Below are 15,209 nucleotides of genomic sequence, written 5' to 3'. Positions count from 1 at the left end.
ATGAAGCTGCTGCTGCTCAACCCCAACACCAGCACCGAGGTGACGCAGCTGATGCTGGAGGTCGGGCAGCGCGCGGCCTCAGAAGGCACCGAGCTGATCCCCTGCACCGCGACCCGCGGCGTGCCCTATATCGCGACCCGCACGGAGGCGCAGATCGGCGGCGCCATCGCGCTGGAAATGCTGGCCGAGCAGTCCAGGAAGGTCGACGCCGCGATCATCGCGGCGTTCGGAGACCCCGGCCTGTTCGCCGCGCGCGAGAGCTTCGACATTCCCGTGGTCGGCATGGCGGAGGCGGCGATGCTGACCGCGTGCATGGCTGGACGCCGCTTTGCCATCGTCACCTTCGCTCAGGCGCTAGGGCCCTGGTACGAGGAATGCGTCCGCGCCCACGGCCTGTGGGAGCGCTGCGCCGGCATCCGCATGCTGGATACGCCGTTTCAGGCGATCTCCGAGGTCGGCACCGAGAAAGAGGACGTACTGGTCGAGCTCGCCCGGCGCGCCATCGTCGAGGACGAGGCCGATGTGCTGATCTTTGCCGGCGCCCCGCTCTCGGGCCTTGCCGAGCGCGTCGCCGACCGTATCCCCGTCCCCGTGGTCGATCAGGTCATAGCGTCAGTGAAGCAAGCCGAGGCGCTGCATGCGCTGCGTCTGCGCAAGGCGAGCGCCGGCACGTTCCGCCGGCCCGCCGCCAAGCCGACCATGGGCCTTGCCGATGCGCTCGCCGCCCGGCTCGAGCATCGCGACAGCTGATTAGAGAGGCGGCCGGCGATGCAAAAACTCCAGTTCGTTCTCGAGCATGCGGCCGAAGGCAAACAAGCGGGATTCGCATCGCGGCGGCGCGATGATCTGGATGCCGAAGGGCAGCTCATTCACCCCGCGCGGCGCCGGCAAGGTCAGGACCGGGAAACCGACCAGCGACACGATGAAGGTGACGGCGAGATAGTCGATCGGCGTCTCGAGCGCGGCCCCATCGATGGCAGTGACGTCGCTGATCTCATTCGGCCAGGGAAAGACCGACGCAGCCGGCGCGACCAGGAAATCGGTAACAGTGAACAGCTCGCGAAAGCTGCGATAGATCGCGGTGCGACGCCGCTCGGCGGTGAGGTAGTCCTGCGCGGAAAGATTTGCGCCGGCCTCGATGTTCCAGATCACCGTCGGCGTGAGCTCAGAACGCCGCGTCCTCAGCAACTCGCCATAGCTGTTCGCGATGTGCGCGGCTCGCAAGGTGCGGAAGGCTTCGATGGCGCCGCTGCAATCGGGCGAGGACGGCACGACATCGGCAACACGCGCGAGCGACTCGCAAGCCGCAGCGAAGCGCACACGAACCTCGTGTGCAACGGGCGCGACACCGAAATCGGGCGTGACGGCAATCCGGGGACGGCCAGCGATGGGTGGATCATCACCGGCGCTGCCGAGCGAGAGCGGATCATCCGCATCGCCTCCAGCGCAGACCGACAACGCGAGTTCGAGATCATCGACACCACGGGCGAGGAAGCCGTGGGTCGCCAGCATGTCCCAGCCGAGCGGCCGGCGCGGCGACGGGATGCGGCCGGGCGTCGGCCGGATCGAGGCGACGCCGCAGAAACTGGCGGGCGTGCGCACCGAGCCGCCGAAATCGGTGCCATGCGCCAGCGGCACCATGCCGGATGCGACCGCGACGGCAGAGCCGCCGGACGATCCGCCGGAGGTCAGCGCGGGATCGAACGGATTGCGTGTCGGTCCGCGCAATCTGTTGGTGCAGACCGCGCCGAAGCCGAACTCCGGCGTGTTGGTCTTGCCCAGAATGATCGCGCCGGCGCGCCGCAGCCGCGCCACAACGAGATCATCCTCGGCCGGGACGTGATCGCGGAACAGCACCGATCCGTAAGTCGTCGCAAGTCCCGCAGTGTCGGTGAGGTCCTTGATGCCTATCGGCACGCCGTGCAGCGGGCCGACCGGCGCGGAGGCCGCATCGCACATCCGCGCAGCGCGGCGGGCGCCGTCCGCATCAACCGTCACGAAGGCCGCCAATTGCGGATCGAGGCTCGCAATCCGCGCCAGATGCGCTTCGACGGCCTCACGCGAGGATACTTCGCCCCTCGCAATGGTGCGGGCAAGCTCGGTGGCCGTGAGGTCGCAGATCGATCGGTCCGATGTCATGGGGCCACCATGCCAAAACGCTCGCCGAAAAGCGACAGGTGCGGGCACGAGACTTGCTTTCTCATTGGGGGCAACGGGAGGCAACACCATGGCTGATGCGCCAAGCGGCCGATCGCTCGTCGTCGATGCGGTCACCCACCGGTATCCGAGTGGCGCGCTTGCGGTCGAGAACATCAATCTCGACATCAAGGGCGGCGAGATCATCGCCCTGCTGGGCCCCTCCGGCTGCGGCAAGACCACGCTCCTGCGCATCATCGCCGGCTTCATCGCGCAGACGCAAGGGCGGATCATCATCGGCGATGACATCGTCGATGCGCTGCCGCCGAACAAGCGCGCGGTCGGCATCGTGTTCCAGAACTACGCGCTGTTCCCGCACCTGTCGATCAGCGAGAACGTCGCCTACGGCCTCGCCGCCCGCGGCATCGACAAGGCGACGCGCCAGCGCGAGGCACAGCGCCTGCTGGAGCTGGTGCAATTGCCCGCGATGGCCGAGCGGCTGCCGCGGCAGCTCTCCGGTGGCCAGCAGCAGCGCGTGGCGCTCGCCCGCGCGCTCGCGATCAAGCCGTCGATCCTGCTGCTCGACGAACCCTTCGCCGCGCTCGACAAGAATTTGCGGCTGGACATGCAGATCGAGGTCAAGCGGCTGCAGCGCGTCTCCGGCATCACCACGCTGATCGTGACGCACGACCAAGAAGAAGCGCTGTCGATGGCCGATCGTGTCGCCGTGCTGAGCCATGGCAAGCTCGAGCAGTTCGGCTCGCCATCGGACGTCTATGACCGTCCGCAGACGCTATTCGTCAACACCTTCGTCGGCTCCACCAACCGCATGCCCGGTGTCGTGGTCTCGGCGGACCGCACTGCTGCCAAGGTGCGTCTCGATGCCGGCGCGGAGATCATCGCACGGCCCGCGGGCGGTGCACTCAGCGAAGGCGGCCGCGTCACCGTCTGCATCCGCCCCGAGCATCTGCAATTCGTCGGCGACGAGACCGGCTTTGCCGGCGTCGTCGGCATGTCGCTGCCGCTCGGCGCCACCGTCGTGCACGAGGTCACCACGGCCGACGGGTCCGGCGTCAAGGTTTCTCAGGCACGCATCGGCGAGACGCGAGCTTTGGAGAACGGCGCGGCGGTGCGCCTCGCACCGCTTGCCCCATCGCTCGCCAATGCCTTTCCCGCAACGCTTTAGATCCAGTCCAGAACGCTTTAGATCCAGTCCAGAGGGGAGTTTGACATGATCATGAACCGCAGAAGCCTGCTGACCACGGCGCTCACACTCGGGGCCATGAAGGCGTTTCCCGGCCTGAGCTTCGCCCAGGCGCGGCCGCTGGTGTTTGCGACCTTCACCGGAAGCTGGGAGGAAGCGCACAAGGCCGTGCTGGTGCCCGCGTTCCGCAAAGCCAATGCGGATGCCGCGATGGTGCTCGATCCCATGCTCTCGGTCGACCAGATCGCCAAGGTCAACGCGGCGAAAGCAAATCCGCCGATCGACGTCATGCTGCACGATCCCGGCCCCGCCCTCGTCGCCGTCGGCCAGGATCTGGTCGAGCCCTATCCGGTCGAGAAGAGCGCGTACTACAAAGACCTGATCGCCGAGGCGCAGGAGCCGATGGGCCCTGCACCGTTCTTCCAGGTCGTCGGCCTCACCTACAATCCGGAAGCGGTCAAGACGCCGCCAACCTCCTGGGCCGATCTCTGGAAGCCGGAGTTCAAGGGCCGCGTCGGCATCACCAACCTCAACTCGACGCTCGGCACCGGCTGGCTGGTCGAGATCGCCAAGATGCGCGGCGGCTCGGAGGCCAATGTCGATCCCGGCTTCAAGGCGCTGGAGGAGCTCAAGCCCAACCTCGCCGCGGTCGCCGCCAATCCCGGCGCGCTCGCCACCTTGTTCCAGCAGGGCCAGATCGACATCTCGCCCGGCAATTTCAACGCCATCCAGATCCTGAAGGCGCGCGGCGTGCCGGTCGAGTTCGTGGCGCCGAAGGAAGGCGCGATCGCCTTCAAGACCACGATCCACATCGTCAAGAATTCGCCGAACCGCGAGCTCGCCTTCAAGCTGATCGAGGCGGCGCTGACGCCGGAGGTGCAGACCACGCTGATGAACCCGCCCTATCTGATCGTGCCGACCAATTCCAAGGTGACGATGGGCGGCGAGATCGCGCGTGTGCTGGCCAAGGACACGGCCGAGCTGAAGAAGAAGTTCGTGTTCCAGGACTGGAAGAAGATCAACGAGCAGCGCTCGGCCTGGATCGAACGCTTCAACCGCGAGATCAAGATCTGAGCTATGGGCGCAGCGCCGGCATCACGGGACGTGACGTCCTACGGAATGGGATTGGCAGCGCCGCTGGCGCTGTTCTTCCTGGTCTTCTTCGTCGCGCCGCTGCTGCAACTGTTCTGGCTCTCGCTGCACAACGACACGGCCGGGCTCCATTGGGGGCTCGGCCAATACCTGCACTTCCTCACCGACCCCTTCAGCCTTGGCGTGCTCGGCTCGACGCTGCTGCTGGGCGCGGAGGTGACTGCCGTCTGCCTCGTGCTCGGCTTTCCCATCGCCTGGCTGTATCAGCGGGTCGGGCCAAAGCTTCAGACCATCATCATCCTGATCGTGCTGCTGCCGCTTCTGACCAGCGTCGTGGTGCGCACCTTCGCCTGGATCGTCATCCTGGGGCGCCAAGGCATCATCAATGCAACGCTGCAATCGCTCGGCCTGATCGATACCCCGCTGAAACTGCTCTACACCCAGTTCGGCGTGGTGATCGCGCTGGCGCAGGTGCAGATGCCCTTGATGACGCTGCCGCTGATCACCGCGCTCGGCCGCATCGATCCCAATCTCGACGATGCCTCCTGCTCGCTCGGCGCCGGAAGCTGGCGCACCTTCTTCCGGATCGTGCTGCCGCTGTCGCTGCCGGGCGTCATCGCCGGCTGCACGCTGACCTATGCCGCCGCGATCACCGCCTTCATCACCCAGTCGCTGATCGGCGGTGGCCAGATGCTGTTCATGCCGATGTATCTCTACCAGCAGGCCTCGACGTTGCAGAACTGGCCGTTCGCGGCCGCGATCTCGATCATCTTCCTGCTCGCCGTGCTCGCGGTCGTCTCGGTGTTCACCACGCTCGGCCGCATGTCGCGCGGCTATGGAGGCGCATGATGAGCGGTCGCAAGCGCACGCTCGAGGCGATCAGCTTCGAGCTCGTCATGACCGTGATCGCGGTGATCGCGCTTCTCATCATCATCGCACCGTCGCTGGTAGTGCTGATCGTCTCCTTCACTAGCGGCTTCTCGCTGCGCTTTCCGCCGCCCGGCTATTCGCTGCGCTGGTACGTCGAGCTGTGGAATGCCTGGCAGCTGCATTTCGCGGCCAAGAACAGCCTGATCGTGGCGCTATGGGCGACCGGCCTGTCCGTCGCTCTCGGCGTCGCCGCGGCGCTTGCGATCTCACGGTCACGGACGCTGTCGGCGCGGCTGCTCGATTCCCTGTTCATGTCGCCGCTGGTGCTCCCCGCCCTCGCCTTCGGCCTCGCCGCGTTGATGCTGTTCTCGCTGGTTGGCCTGCCGGTGTCGCCGCTGACGCTGGTGATCGGCCACACCGTGGTCTGCGTGCCCTATGTCGTGCGCAACACGGTCGCGGCGCTCGCCCAGCTCGAGCCGACCCTGCTTGAAAGCTCGGCCGTGCTCGGCGCGAGCCGCCTCTACACGTTCCGCCGCATCGTGCTGCCGCTGATCCGGCCAGGCATCATCGCCGGCGCCTTCATCGCCTTCATGTCGTCCTTCGACAACGTGCCGGTGTCGCTGTTCCTGCGCGATGCCGCCACCGACATGCTGCCGATCCGGATGTGGCAGGATCTCGAAGGCAAGCTGGATGTCACCATTGCGGCCCTCTCAGGCGTGCTGATCATCGCCACCGTCGCGCTGGTCGCACTCATGGAGCGCGTCACCGGCCTGTCGCGTCGGCTCACCAACTGATCAGGCGCCGCGGAACAGCGAATAGCCCCAGCGCGTGAATTTCAGCGGCAGATGAAAATGCTCGTCAACGTTCTTGATGCGAAAGCGGAACGGCGTCACGGTGAGGAAGCCGTCGTGCTCGCCAAAGAACTCGCCGAGATGAAACAGCACCTCGTACTCGCCAGCCGTGACGCCTGTGCCTTGCGCGACGGCATGATCGAGCACGCCGTTTGCGCCGAGCCGCCCGTCGGCGATGCGCTGGGACTCCGGATCGATCCGCCAGATCTCGACGCGCAGGCCCTGCGCGGGCCGTCCGCTCGCCACATCGACCGCGTGAATGGAAATACCGCCTGCCACAATGTTCCTCCCATGAGCACGCCGCCATGGTAGACGGAAACACGGCCGCTCGGCCAGCGCCCGCGCTGCTGCCGGCTCTGTTGCCTGCTTTGGGGGCGATGACCGGGCTTCAGGCCCTCGTGGCGCTGGCCTTGTTCGCGCCCGGCGTGGTCGCCCCGCGCGCCCAGATCGAGGTCTGGCAGCTCTCGATGTTCTCCTGCGCGGTGTTCGCGGTCGGCATCCCCGCCTCGTTCTGGGGCGGCGGCTTCATCGCGCGGGTTGGCTCGCTGCGGATCGCGAGCCTGTGCGCGGCGGCCATCGCCGTCGGCATGGCACTGGCTTCGCTCGGAACGAGCGCCGCCCTGCTGGCGGCAGGCCTCTGCATCGGCCTTGCCATGGGGCCCGAGACGCCGGCGAGCGCGGCGCTGCTGGCGCGGCTCGTGACCGCCGAGCGGCGCGCCTTCGTGTTCTCGGTGCGCCAGACCGGCAACCAGATCGGCGCGGTCTGTGGCTCGCTGGCCCTGCCCGCAATCGCCATCGCGTTCGGACCGGCATGGTGCTATGCGGCCGTAGCTGCCGTGGCGCTGCTGGCGATCTTGCTGTTCGAATGGTTGCGGCCGACCTATGCTGGCAAGGTCGCCCCGCCGCCGAAGCTCGATCTCCGCGCGCGGCTGGCGCTGGTGATTGCGGACCGGCGGATCGCGATGCTGGCGCTGGCCTCGATGCCGTTCAGTGCGATGCAGGTATCGCTCAACACGGTGTTCGTCACGCTCGGCACGCGCGAGCTCGGCCTCAGCCATATCGAGGCCGGCATGGCGCTCGCCTGCGCACAAGCCGGCGGCCTCGTCGGCCGGCTCGGCTGGGGCTATGTTGCCATGCGCCTCGACGCCTCCCGCGCCGTGCTCGTCGTCATCGGCCTCGGCATGGCCTTCTGCGCCGCGCTGCTGGGCCTCAATGGCGCATCGCTCGGCCGCAACGGGCAATTCATCGTTGCCGCATTGTTTGGCCTGACGGCGTCGGGCTGGAACGGCGTCTTCATCGCCGAGATCGCCCGCCTCGCCCCGCAGGAGCGGATCGGCGAGACCACCGGCGCGGTGCTGACCGCATCCTATGTGGGCCTCCTTGCGGCGCCGGCGCTGGTGTCGATCCTGGATGGCGTGGCCAGCCTCGGCATGGCGTTCTTCGCCCTGGCGTGCCTTGCGCTCGGCGGCACATTGGCGTTGATCTGGGGAGGCCATGACAAAGCCGAAGAATAGCGCGCGCGAGATCGCTGCCGACGTCAGCGCCGGGCGGACGAGTGCCGTCGCGACCGCGAAAGCCGCGCTCGGCCGCATCGAGGTCGCCAAGGCCTTGAACGCGGTCGTCACGATCGATCCTGCACGCACGCTCGACGATGCCGCAGCGGTCGATGCTCGCCTGCGTATGGGCGAGATCATGCCGCTCGCCGGCGTTCCCGTGATCGTCAAGGACAACATCTGGGTCGGCGGCTGGCGCGTGACGCAGGGTTCGCGCCTGTTCGCCGACTTCATCGCGCCGCGCGATGCCATCGCGGTCGAGCGGCTGCGCAAAGCTGGTGCCGTCGTCGTCGGCATCGGCGCGACATCCGAGTTCGCCTGCAAGGGCGTCACCACCTCACAGCTATACGGGCCGACGCGACATCCGCTCGATCCCGCACTGACGCCGGGCGGCTCGTCGGGCGGCCCGGCCGCGGCCGTTGCGGCCGGCCTGGTGCCGCTCGCGATCGGCACCGATGCGGGCGGCTCCAGCCGCAGGCCACCGGCCCATGTCGGGGTCGCCGGCTTCAAGCCGTCCTGTGGCGCGATCCCCTATGGGCCAGGTTTCGCCGAGCCGTTCTTTGGCCTCTCCGTCACCGCGCCGATCGCATCCGATGCGACCGACATCGCGCTGGCGTTCGAGGCCATGGTCGGCGCCGATCCGCGCGATCCGGATTCTGCCGTCGTGGCGCAGCAAGCCAAAGACATCGGCGGTCAGCGCATCGCATTCTCGCCGCGCCTTGGTCTCGACGTCGCGATCGACGACGTCGTCGCGAATGGCCTCGCCGCCGCCGTTGACCGGCTTTCCGCCGCAGGTCTGCGCATCACCCAACGCGATCCCGTTTGGCCGGCAGGCGCCGCGGAGGACGCCATCATGCCGCTGCAGCATGCCGGTCTCGCGGCGCTCCATGGCGACACCTTCCGCAAGGATCCGGCTGTCTTCGATCCTGACATCGCCAAGCAGATCGAGCGAGGTCTCTCCTGGTCGGGTGCCGACGTTGCGGCAGCGCTGCTCGCGAGCACCGCGATCGCCAATACCTTTGCGGCGTTCTTCGCTGAGACCGACCTGCTGCTGGCGCCGACCGTCCCGTGCGTCGCCTGGCCGCTGACGCAGCTCGGCCCTGATATGATCGGTGGAAAAGCCGCAAGCCCGCGGGCCCACGCGGTGTTCACGCCCTTCGTCAATCATGCCCGCCTGCCGGCGATCTCGATTCCGTGCGGAACGGATCAGCGCGGGCTTCCCTTCGGCCTTCAGATCATCGCGGCGCGCGGACAAGACCGCTCGCTCCTCGCAGCCGCGCAAGAGATCGAAGCGATCTTGCGAGCGTAGTGCCTGACGCAAACGGAGACTCCCATGGTTGAGAACGCTCATTCGACAATTCGGCCGCTCGACCCTCGCGACCACTGGTCCGAGCTGTCCCGGGCGGAGCGCAGCGCGGCCTATGACAACAACGCCGCCGTCAAGAACAGCCCGGCCCTGATCGCCGAGCGCAATGAGGCTTCAAGCCGGATGCGGAGCACGCTGAAGTCCCATCTCGACCTGCCCTATGGCGAGCGGGCCAACAACAAGATCGACATCTATCCGGCCGCCAAGCCTGATGCGCCCTGCCTGGTGTTCCTGCATGGCGGCTACTGGCAGCGCAATTCGCGCGAGCTGTTCGCCATGCTGGTCGAAGGCGTCGCCGCGCATGGCTGGTCGGTTGCGATCCCCGGCTATTCGCTGGCGCCCGAGGTGTCCCTCACCGACATCGTCGGCGAGATCCCGCGCGCACTCGACTGGCTCGCGGCGCACGGCGCGTCCTATGGCGTTGCCGGACCGGTCGTGCTGTCGGGCTGGTCCGCCGGCGCCCATCTTGCTGCGATGGCGCTGGACCATCCGCGGGTCCATGCGGGGCTGGCGCTCTCGGGCGTCTACGATCTCGCGCCGATCCGCGATACCGGGTTGAACGATGCGCTGAAGCTGACCGACGAGGAGATCGCCACGCTGTCGCCGCTGCGCCTGCCCGTCACCCGGAAGCGCCTCGACATCGCCTATGGCAGCAGCGAGCTGCCGGCGCTCGTTTGCGATTCAATCAATCTCTTCGACAAGCGCGTGGCGGAGGGAGCGCCGGGCAAGCTCATCTCGGTCGAAGGCGCCGACCATTTCACCATTCTCGAGGCGCTGCGCCGGCCGGACGGTGTCCTGGTGGAGGCCGCGCGGCGGCTGCTGGACTAAGACTCGCGAAAACAACCCCATGCACAGTAGCGATGCCGTTGTTTGCAAAGGGACATTTTTCGAAGGCCCATCGACACCGTCGTGACCGCTTTGACTCGTCGGGCAAAACGGGGGCATGATGTCATCATCGCCCCGGCTGCCACTCCTGCAGCTCAATCCAGATTTTCTCGCCCTTGATCCGCGCCGGATAAAGCCGCAACGGCGGACTCGGCCATCCCGCGGTGATCGCGCCATCGCGCAAATCGAACGATGCCGCGTGACGCGGGCAATACAGCCGCCCCGTGCTCACCTGCCCCAAGGCCAGATCAGCCTGTTCATGCGGGCATGCACGTTCGCAGGCGACGACATCGCCCTCGTTCCAGATCACGAGCAGGTCGCACCCGGGAACGCCGACGATCGTCTCCGCCTTCAGCCGGTCGAGGTCGCAGACGGCAATCCACCCGGCGTCGTCAGCCACCGAGATAGGCCTTGCGCACATGCTCGTTCGCGATCAGCTCGGTGCCGGCGCCCGACAGCACGATGCGGCCGTTCTCGAGCAGATAGGCATGGTCGCACATCTCGAGCGCGGCGAAGGCATTCTGCTCCACCAGCAGCACCGTGGTGCCGGCATCGCGAATGCCGCGGATGATCGCAAAGGTGCGCTCGACGATGTTGGGCGCGAGCCCGAGCGAGGGCTCGTCGAACATGATCAGCCGCGGCCGCGACATCAGCGCGCGCCCGATCGCAAGCATCTGCTGCTCGCCGCCCGACAGCGTGCCCGCCGCCTGCCGGCGCCGCTCGGCGAGCCGCGGAAATTCCGTGTAGATGCGGTCGCGGTCAGCCGCGATCTCGCCCGAACCACGACGGAGGTAGGCCCCCATGTCGAGATTTTCCTCGACGCTCATATGCGGAAACACGCGCCGCCCTTCCGGGCAATGCGCGATGCCGCTCGCCAGCACGCGCGGCGGCCTCGCGCCGGTGATGTCGATGCCCTCGAATTTCATCTGGCCCGAGCGCGGCGGCACCAGGCCGGAAATCGCGCGCAGCGTCGTGCTCTTGCCGGCGCCGTTGGCGCCGATCAGGGCGACCAGCTGGCCGGCCTTCACGTCGAGCGAGATGCCGCGCAGCGCGGTGACGCCGCCGTAGGTGCAGACCATGTCGCGGATCTCAAGCACGCCCCGCTCCATGTCCGAGATAGGCTTCGATGACCGCGGGATCGTTGCGGATCACCTCCGGTGTCCCTTCGGCGATGATGCGGCCATAGTTGAGCACCACGATGCGATCCGAGACCGTCATCACCATCGGCATGTCGTGCTCGACCAGCAGGATGGTGATGCCGCGGTCGCGAATGCTGCGGATCAATTCGACGAAGCGGTGCGTCTCCGAGGCGTTCATGCCGGAGACGGGCTCGTCGAGCAGCAGCATCGACGGCTCGGCTGCAAGCGCCAGCGCGACGCCAACGAGACGCTGCTCGCCGTAGGACAGCGAGCCAGCGGCATCGTGGACGCGGCGTTCGAGCCCGACCCATTCGAGCAGCTCGCTCGCCCGCTGCCGTAAGCGGCGCTCCGAGGCGCGTGCGCCTGGCAGGCCGAGGATGGCGTCGAGCAGCCGAACCCGACCCTGCCGGTGCAGGCCGATCAGGAGGTTGTCGTAGACGGTGTCGTTCGGGAATACGCTGGTGCGCTGGAAGGTGCGGATCAGGCCTAGATCGGCGATCTCATGCGGCTTCAATCCGGCGAGCGCAGTGTTGCGATAGGTGACGCGGCCCGCGCTCGGCGTCAGGAATCCGGTCATGACGTTGAAGGCGGTGGTCTTGCCGGCGCCGTTCGGCCCGATCAGGCTGACGATCTCGCCCTCGCCGACGTCAAAGCTCATGTCGGAGATCGCGACCAGTCCGCCGAAGCGCACCGCGACTTGATCGATGGTCATGGCGATGCTGCGCGCCGTCATCAGGCCGACTCCTTGGCGCTGGTTTCACTGAGCGCGACCGGTGCCAGCGCCGCCGTCCCGCTCCGTTGTCGGGTCAACCGCTGCGCCAGCGACGGCACGATGCCGCGCGGCAGCACGAACAGGATCGCGATCAGCACGCCGCCATAGGCGATCCATTGCGCCTCCGGCGCCATGACCGGACGAAGCGCGACCGGCAGAAGCCCGAAGATCAGGCCGCCCACGACGGGCCCCGCCAGCGAGCCCTTGCCGCCGCTGATGACCATGATCACCATGGTGACGGTGTTGATGAAGGCGAACACTTCGGGGTCGATGATCCGGATGTAGTGCGCATAGAGGCTGCCTGCCGCACCCGCGATCGCGGCGGAGATCACCGCGGCAATCGTCAGCGTCCTGGTCACGTCAATGCCGACGGAGACGGCGAGCGTTTCGTTCTCCATCAAGCCACGCATCGAGCGGCCGAAATGGGAATAAACGAGGCGCGCGATCAGGAGATAGGCGATGAGCGCGACAACCAGGACGAGATAGTAGTTGTGGAATTTCGTGCGCAGCGTCAGCTCGCCAAAGCCGGGCAGCGGCAGCGCGATGGAGGGGATGTTGGTCAGCGCCAACGGGCCCTGCGTCAGCTCGACCCAGTTCAGCGCGACCAGCCGGACCACCTCGGCAAAGGAGATCGTCACAATGACGAAATAGGCGCCGCGGACGCGGAACGACAACAGGCCGACGAAATAGCCGCACAATCCCGCAATCAGGATCGCCAGCACGAAGCCTATGATCGGCGGCCAGGGCGTGTGAACCAGGCGAAAACCTCCGGGCAGGCCGATGTCGAAGCCGAGCGATGTCAGCGCGCTGACATAGGCACCAATGCCGAAGAAGGCGATGTGGCCGAGGCTGAGCTGGCCGGTGAAGCCGAGCAGCAGGTTGAGGCTCATCGCGCCGATGACGAAGATCCCGGTCGTGATCAGCGCGTTCAGGAGATAAGGATCGCGCAGCCAGAGCGGCACCGAGGCAAGCGCCGCGACGGCGAGAATGGTGACGATCGCCCTCATCCGACGCGCTCCGCGCGTGCGAACAGGCCGGTCGGCCGGAAGATCAGCACCGCGATGATGATCAGAAAGCCCATGGCATCGCGATAGCCTGACGAGACGTAGCCGGCGCCGAGCTCTTCGGCCAGCGCCAGGATGAAGCCGCCGATCACCGCGCCGGTGATGCTGCCGAGGCCGCCGAGGATGACGATGGCGAACGCCTTCACCGCGGCGAGATCGCCCATCTGCGGGAAGATCACGTAGACCGGCCCGAGCAGCGCGCCCGCGGCGGCGGCCAGGCTGGAGCCGATCGCGAAGGTCGAGGTGTAAATCATGTCGACGTTGACGCCCATGAGCGAGGCCGTGTCGTGATCCTGGAAGGTCGCCCGCATCGCGCGGCCGAGGCTGGTCTTGTTGATGAGCAGATACGTCACCAGGATCAACATGGCCGCGGCGGCGAGCACGAACAGGCGCAGCCATGAAACGGAGACCGGGCCGAGGACCAGCGGCGCCTCCGGGAATGGCGTCGTCACCGATTTGGCGACCCCGCCCCAGATCCACAGCGTGCCCGACTGCATCGCGATCCAGGCACCGATCATCACCAGCATGGTGGTGTCGATGTCGGAGCCGCGCAGCGGACGCAGCAAGGTCAATTCGATCGCCGCACCCAGCAGCCATCCGGCCAGCACGGCGATGGGGAGCGCCAGAAAGAAGTTGAGCCCGAGCTGCTGCACCACGATGAACATGATGTAGGCGCCGAACGTGTAGAGCACGCCGTGCGTGAAGTTCACGACGTTCATGATGCCGAAGATCAAGGTCAGCCCGATGCCCAGCAGCGCATAGGTGCCGCCGAGCACGAGCATGTTGATCAGATGCTGGAGGAATTCGCTCAAGGCTGGTCCCTGAATTTCTGGATGCCGGCGAGGGCCGCAACGTGCCGCCCTCGCCCGGGATTGATCGATGCTAAAGCTGAATGGCTTTAGGTTGGATCGATGACTGCGGCGGCTCCTTCACCTCTCCCGCTTGCGGGAGAGGTCGCGCCGAAGGCGCGGGTGAGGGCTTTCTCCCCTAGGGGAAAGTCCCATTGCGGAGACACCCTCTCCCCAACCCTCTCCCGCAAGCGGGAGAGGTGGCGCACCTCCTTGATCGCTGCGTCGAACCTAATCTCATCCGCTCTAGAGCGTCTTCATCTCGACCTTGCCGTCGCTGATCTCGATGAGATAGACGTTCGGCTGGCTCTGACCGCTTTCCTTGCCTTCGGGGCCCGACTTGCGGAACACGATGTCGCCGTTCAGCCCCTTGATGTTGATGTTCCAGAGCGCCGCCTTGATCGCGGCGGGCTCGGCCTTGCCGGCCTTCTCGATCGCGGCCGCCACGGTGCGGATGCCGTCATAGCCGCGAAAACTCTCGGTGCAGCCGGCGAACTCGAAGCCGCGCTTCTTCCATTCCGCGATGAAATAGTTGGTGGCTTCCGGGTTCGGCGTCTTGTCCGGGAACCAGGGCAGGAACGTCGTCAGATGCATGGTGCCGTTGGCGGCAGCGCCGGCTTGCGCGATGATCTGGTCCGGGTTCTGCGAGCCGCCGGTGGTGATGATGCGCTTCTTCAGGCCGAGCGCAGCGGCCTGCTTGAAGATCAGGGTCAGCTGGTCGACGGCGGTGGTGACGATCACGGTCTCTGAGTCCGAGCTCTTGATCTTGGAGAGCTGCGCGCTCATGTCCTGCGCGCCCTGATCCATGGTCTCGACGAGGCCAATGGTGATGCCCTTGTCCTTCATCATCTTGCTGAAGTCCTCGGCGGTGCCGCGCCCCCAATCGTTGTTGATGACGAGGAAGTCGACCTTCTTGAGCGCGAGCTTGTCGACGATGCCCTTGAACGCGGCCGCCTCCACCGCCGACGGCGGCGAGATGCGGAAGATGAAGGGATTGCCCGTCGTCGTGATCTTGCCGGAGGACGAGGTCTCCACCACCATCGGCGTCTCGTATTCCATCAGCTTCGGCATCACCGCGAGCGTCAGGCTCGAGCCCCAGGCGCCCATCAGGACCGGCACCTTGTCGCTGGTGATGAGTTTTTCGGCAACGGCGGCGGCCTCCGTCGGGTTGCTCTTGTTGTCCTCGATGACGAGCTCGATCTTCTTGCCGAGGATGCCGCCCTTGGCGTTGATCTCGTCGGCGGCGATCCTGGCACCGTTGACGACGTAAGTGCCGGACGCGGCGAAAGCGCCGGTGAGCGGCTCGTTGACGCCGATCTTGATGGTCTGCGCCCCCGCGGCGCCGCCGAACAAGGCCGTCGCCAGCGCGATAGCCGGAACCAGTCCGAGTGTTCGTGTCATGCTGTCTCTCCAAATCCCACGCTGTTGA

16 protein-coding genes are annotated in these 15,209 nt (G+C 66.6%); 8 read left to right on the top strand and 8 right to left on the bottom strand.

Translation table 11 applies throughout. The features are described 5' to 3' along the window. Positions 1 to 750 carry an aspartate/glutamate racemase family protein gene (locus N2602_RS14965; RefSeq protein WP_260383119.1) on the top strand — a complete coding sequence of 250 codons (750 nt, stop codon included), beginning with the start codon at positions 1 to 3 and terminating at the stop codon, positions 748 to 750. Here N2602_RS14965 and N2602_RS14960 read toward each other — a convergent pair whose 3' ends face one another. After that, positions 751 to 2,139 carry an amidase gene (locus tag N2602_RS14960; RefSeq protein WP_260383118.1) on the bottom strand — a complete coding sequence of 463 codons (1,389 nt, stop codon included), beginning with the start codon at positions 2,137 to 2,139 and terminating at the stop codon, positions 751 to 753. It lies immediately after the preceding gene. An 88-nt stretch (positions 2,140 to 2,227) separates the two neighbouring features. Between N2602_RS14960 and N2602_RS14955 the strand changes: the two genes are divergently transcribed. Genes N2602_RS14955 through N2602_RS14940 form a run of 4 tightly spaced genes read left to right on the top strand, consistent with a single transcriptional unit; the run spans position 2,228 to position 6,096 of the window. Then, positions 2,228 to 3,322, top strand: a complete 1,095-nt coding sequence (locus N2602_RS14955) for an ABC transporter ATP-binding protein (protein WP_172784487.1) — start codon at positions 2,228 to 2,230, stop codon at positions 3,320 to 3,322. 45 nt (positions 3,323 to 3,367) lie between these two features. Further along, on the top strand, positions 3,368 to 4,414 hold the full coding sequence (locus tag N2602_RS14950) for an ABC transporter substrate-binding protein (protein ID WP_260383117.1): 1,047 nt from the start codon (positions 3,368 to 3,370) through the stop codon (positions 4,412 to 4,414). 3 nt (positions 4,415 to 4,417) lie between these two features. Continuing rightward, complete coding sequence (locus tag N2602_RS14945; RefSeq protein ID WP_260383116.1) at positions 4,418 to 5,281, top strand: ABC transporter permease; 864 nt, start codon at positions 4,418 to 4,420, stop codon at positions 5,279 to 5,281. After that, the gene (locus N2602_RS14940) at positions 5,281 to 6,096 is read left to right on the top strand and encodes an ABC transporter permease (RefSeq protein ID WP_260383115.1); all 816 of its coding nucleotides are present in this window, start codon (positions 5,281 to 5,283) and stop codon (positions 6,094 to 6,096) included. The genes N2602_RS14945 and N2602_RS14940 overlap by 1 nt, the downstream gene beginning before the upstream one ends. Here N2602_RS14940 and N2602_RS14935 read toward each other — a convergent pair whose 3' ends face one another. Then, a complete protein-coding gene (locus N2602_RS14935) occupies positions 6,097 to 6,432 on the bottom strand; it encodes a hydroxyisourate hydrolase (protein ID WP_172784483.1) in 336 nt (111 codons plus the stop codon). A gap of 26 nt (positions 6,433 to 6,458) precedes the next feature. Between N2602_RS14935 and N2602_RS14930 the strand changes: the two genes are divergently transcribed. Genes N2602_RS14930 through N2602_RS14920 form a run of 3 tightly spaced genes read left to right on the top strand, consistent with a single transcriptional unit; the run spans position 6,459 to position 9,900 of the window. Further along, positions 6,459 to 7,667: an MFS transporter gene (locus N2602_RS14930; protein WP_260383114.1), complete on the top strand. Its 1,209-nt coding sequence runs from the start codon at positions 6,459 to 6,461 to the stop codon at positions 7,665 to 7,667. Further along, positions 7,648 to 9,015, top strand: coding sequence for an amidase (locus N2602_RS14925; RefSeq protein WP_260383113.1), 1,368 nt, complete (start codon positions 7,648 to 7,650; stop codon positions 9,013 to 9,015). The genes N2602_RS14930 and N2602_RS14925 overlap by 20 nt, the downstream gene beginning before the upstream one ends. 24 nt (positions 9,016 to 9,039) lie before the next feature. Further along, entirely contained in the window at positions 9,040 to 9,900 is an 861-nt protein-coding gene (locus tag N2602_RS14920; protein WP_260383112.1) for an alpha/beta fold hydrolase, read from the top strand. Positions 9,901 to 10,024: 124 nt separating this feature from the next. On the opposite strand, the gene N2602_RS14915 is transcribed toward N2602_RS14920, so the two are convergent. The 6 genes from N2602_RS14915 to N2602_RS14890 all read right to left on the bottom strand — a co-directional run bounded on the left by N2602_RS14915 (position 10,025) and on the right by N2602_RS14890 (position 15,181). Next, a complete protein-coding gene (locus N2602_RS14915; protein ID WP_311739143.1) occupies positions 10,025 to 10,357 on the bottom strand; it encodes a Rieske (2Fe-2S) protein in 333 nt (110 codons plus the stop codon). After that, entirely contained in the window at positions 10,350 to 11,054 is a 705-nt protein-coding gene (locus tag N2602_RS14910) for an ABC transporter ATP-binding protein (protein ID WP_172784478.1), read from the bottom strand. The genes N2602_RS14915 and N2602_RS14910 overlap by 8 nt, the downstream gene beginning before the upstream one ends. Beyond that, on the bottom strand, positions 11,047 to 11,829 hold the full coding sequence (locus tag N2602_RS14905) for an ABC transporter ATP-binding protein (protein ID WP_172784477.1): 783 nt from the start codon (positions 11,827 to 11,829) through the stop codon (positions 11,047 to 11,049). The genes N2602_RS14910 and N2602_RS14905 overlap by 8 nt, the downstream gene beginning before the upstream one ends. After that, a complete protein-coding gene (locus tag N2602_RS14900) occupies positions 11,829 to 12,875 on the bottom strand; it encodes a branched-chain amino acid ABC transporter permease (RefSeq protein WP_260383110.1) in 1,047 nt (348 codons plus the stop codon). Before N2602_RS14900 ends, N2602_RS14905 begins: the two co-directional genes overlap by 1 nt. Beyond that, complete coding sequence (locus tag N2602_RS14895) at positions 12,872 to 13,744, bottom strand: branched-chain amino acid ABC transporter permease (protein ID WP_260383109.1); 873 nt, start codon at positions 13,742 to 13,744, stop codon at positions 12,872 to 12,874. The genes N2602_RS14900 and N2602_RS14895 overlap by 4 nt, the downstream gene beginning before the upstream one ends. A gap of 282 nt (positions 13,745 to 14,026) precedes the next feature. Continuing rightward, a complete protein-coding gene (locus N2602_RS14890) occupies positions 14,027 to 15,181 on the bottom strand; it encodes an ABC transporter substrate-binding protein (RefSeq protein WP_260383108.1) in 1,155 nt (384 codons plus the stop codon). Positions 15,182 to 15,209: the final 28 nt, after the last annotated feature.

Origin of the sequence: Bradyrhizobium sp. NC92, assembly GCF_025200865.1 — a bacterium.
Lineage (GTDB): Bacteria > Pseudomonadota > Alphaproteobacteria > Rhizobiales > Xanthobacteraceae > Bradyrhizobium.
This window is presented reverse-complemented; position numbering and strand designations above follow the sequence as displayed.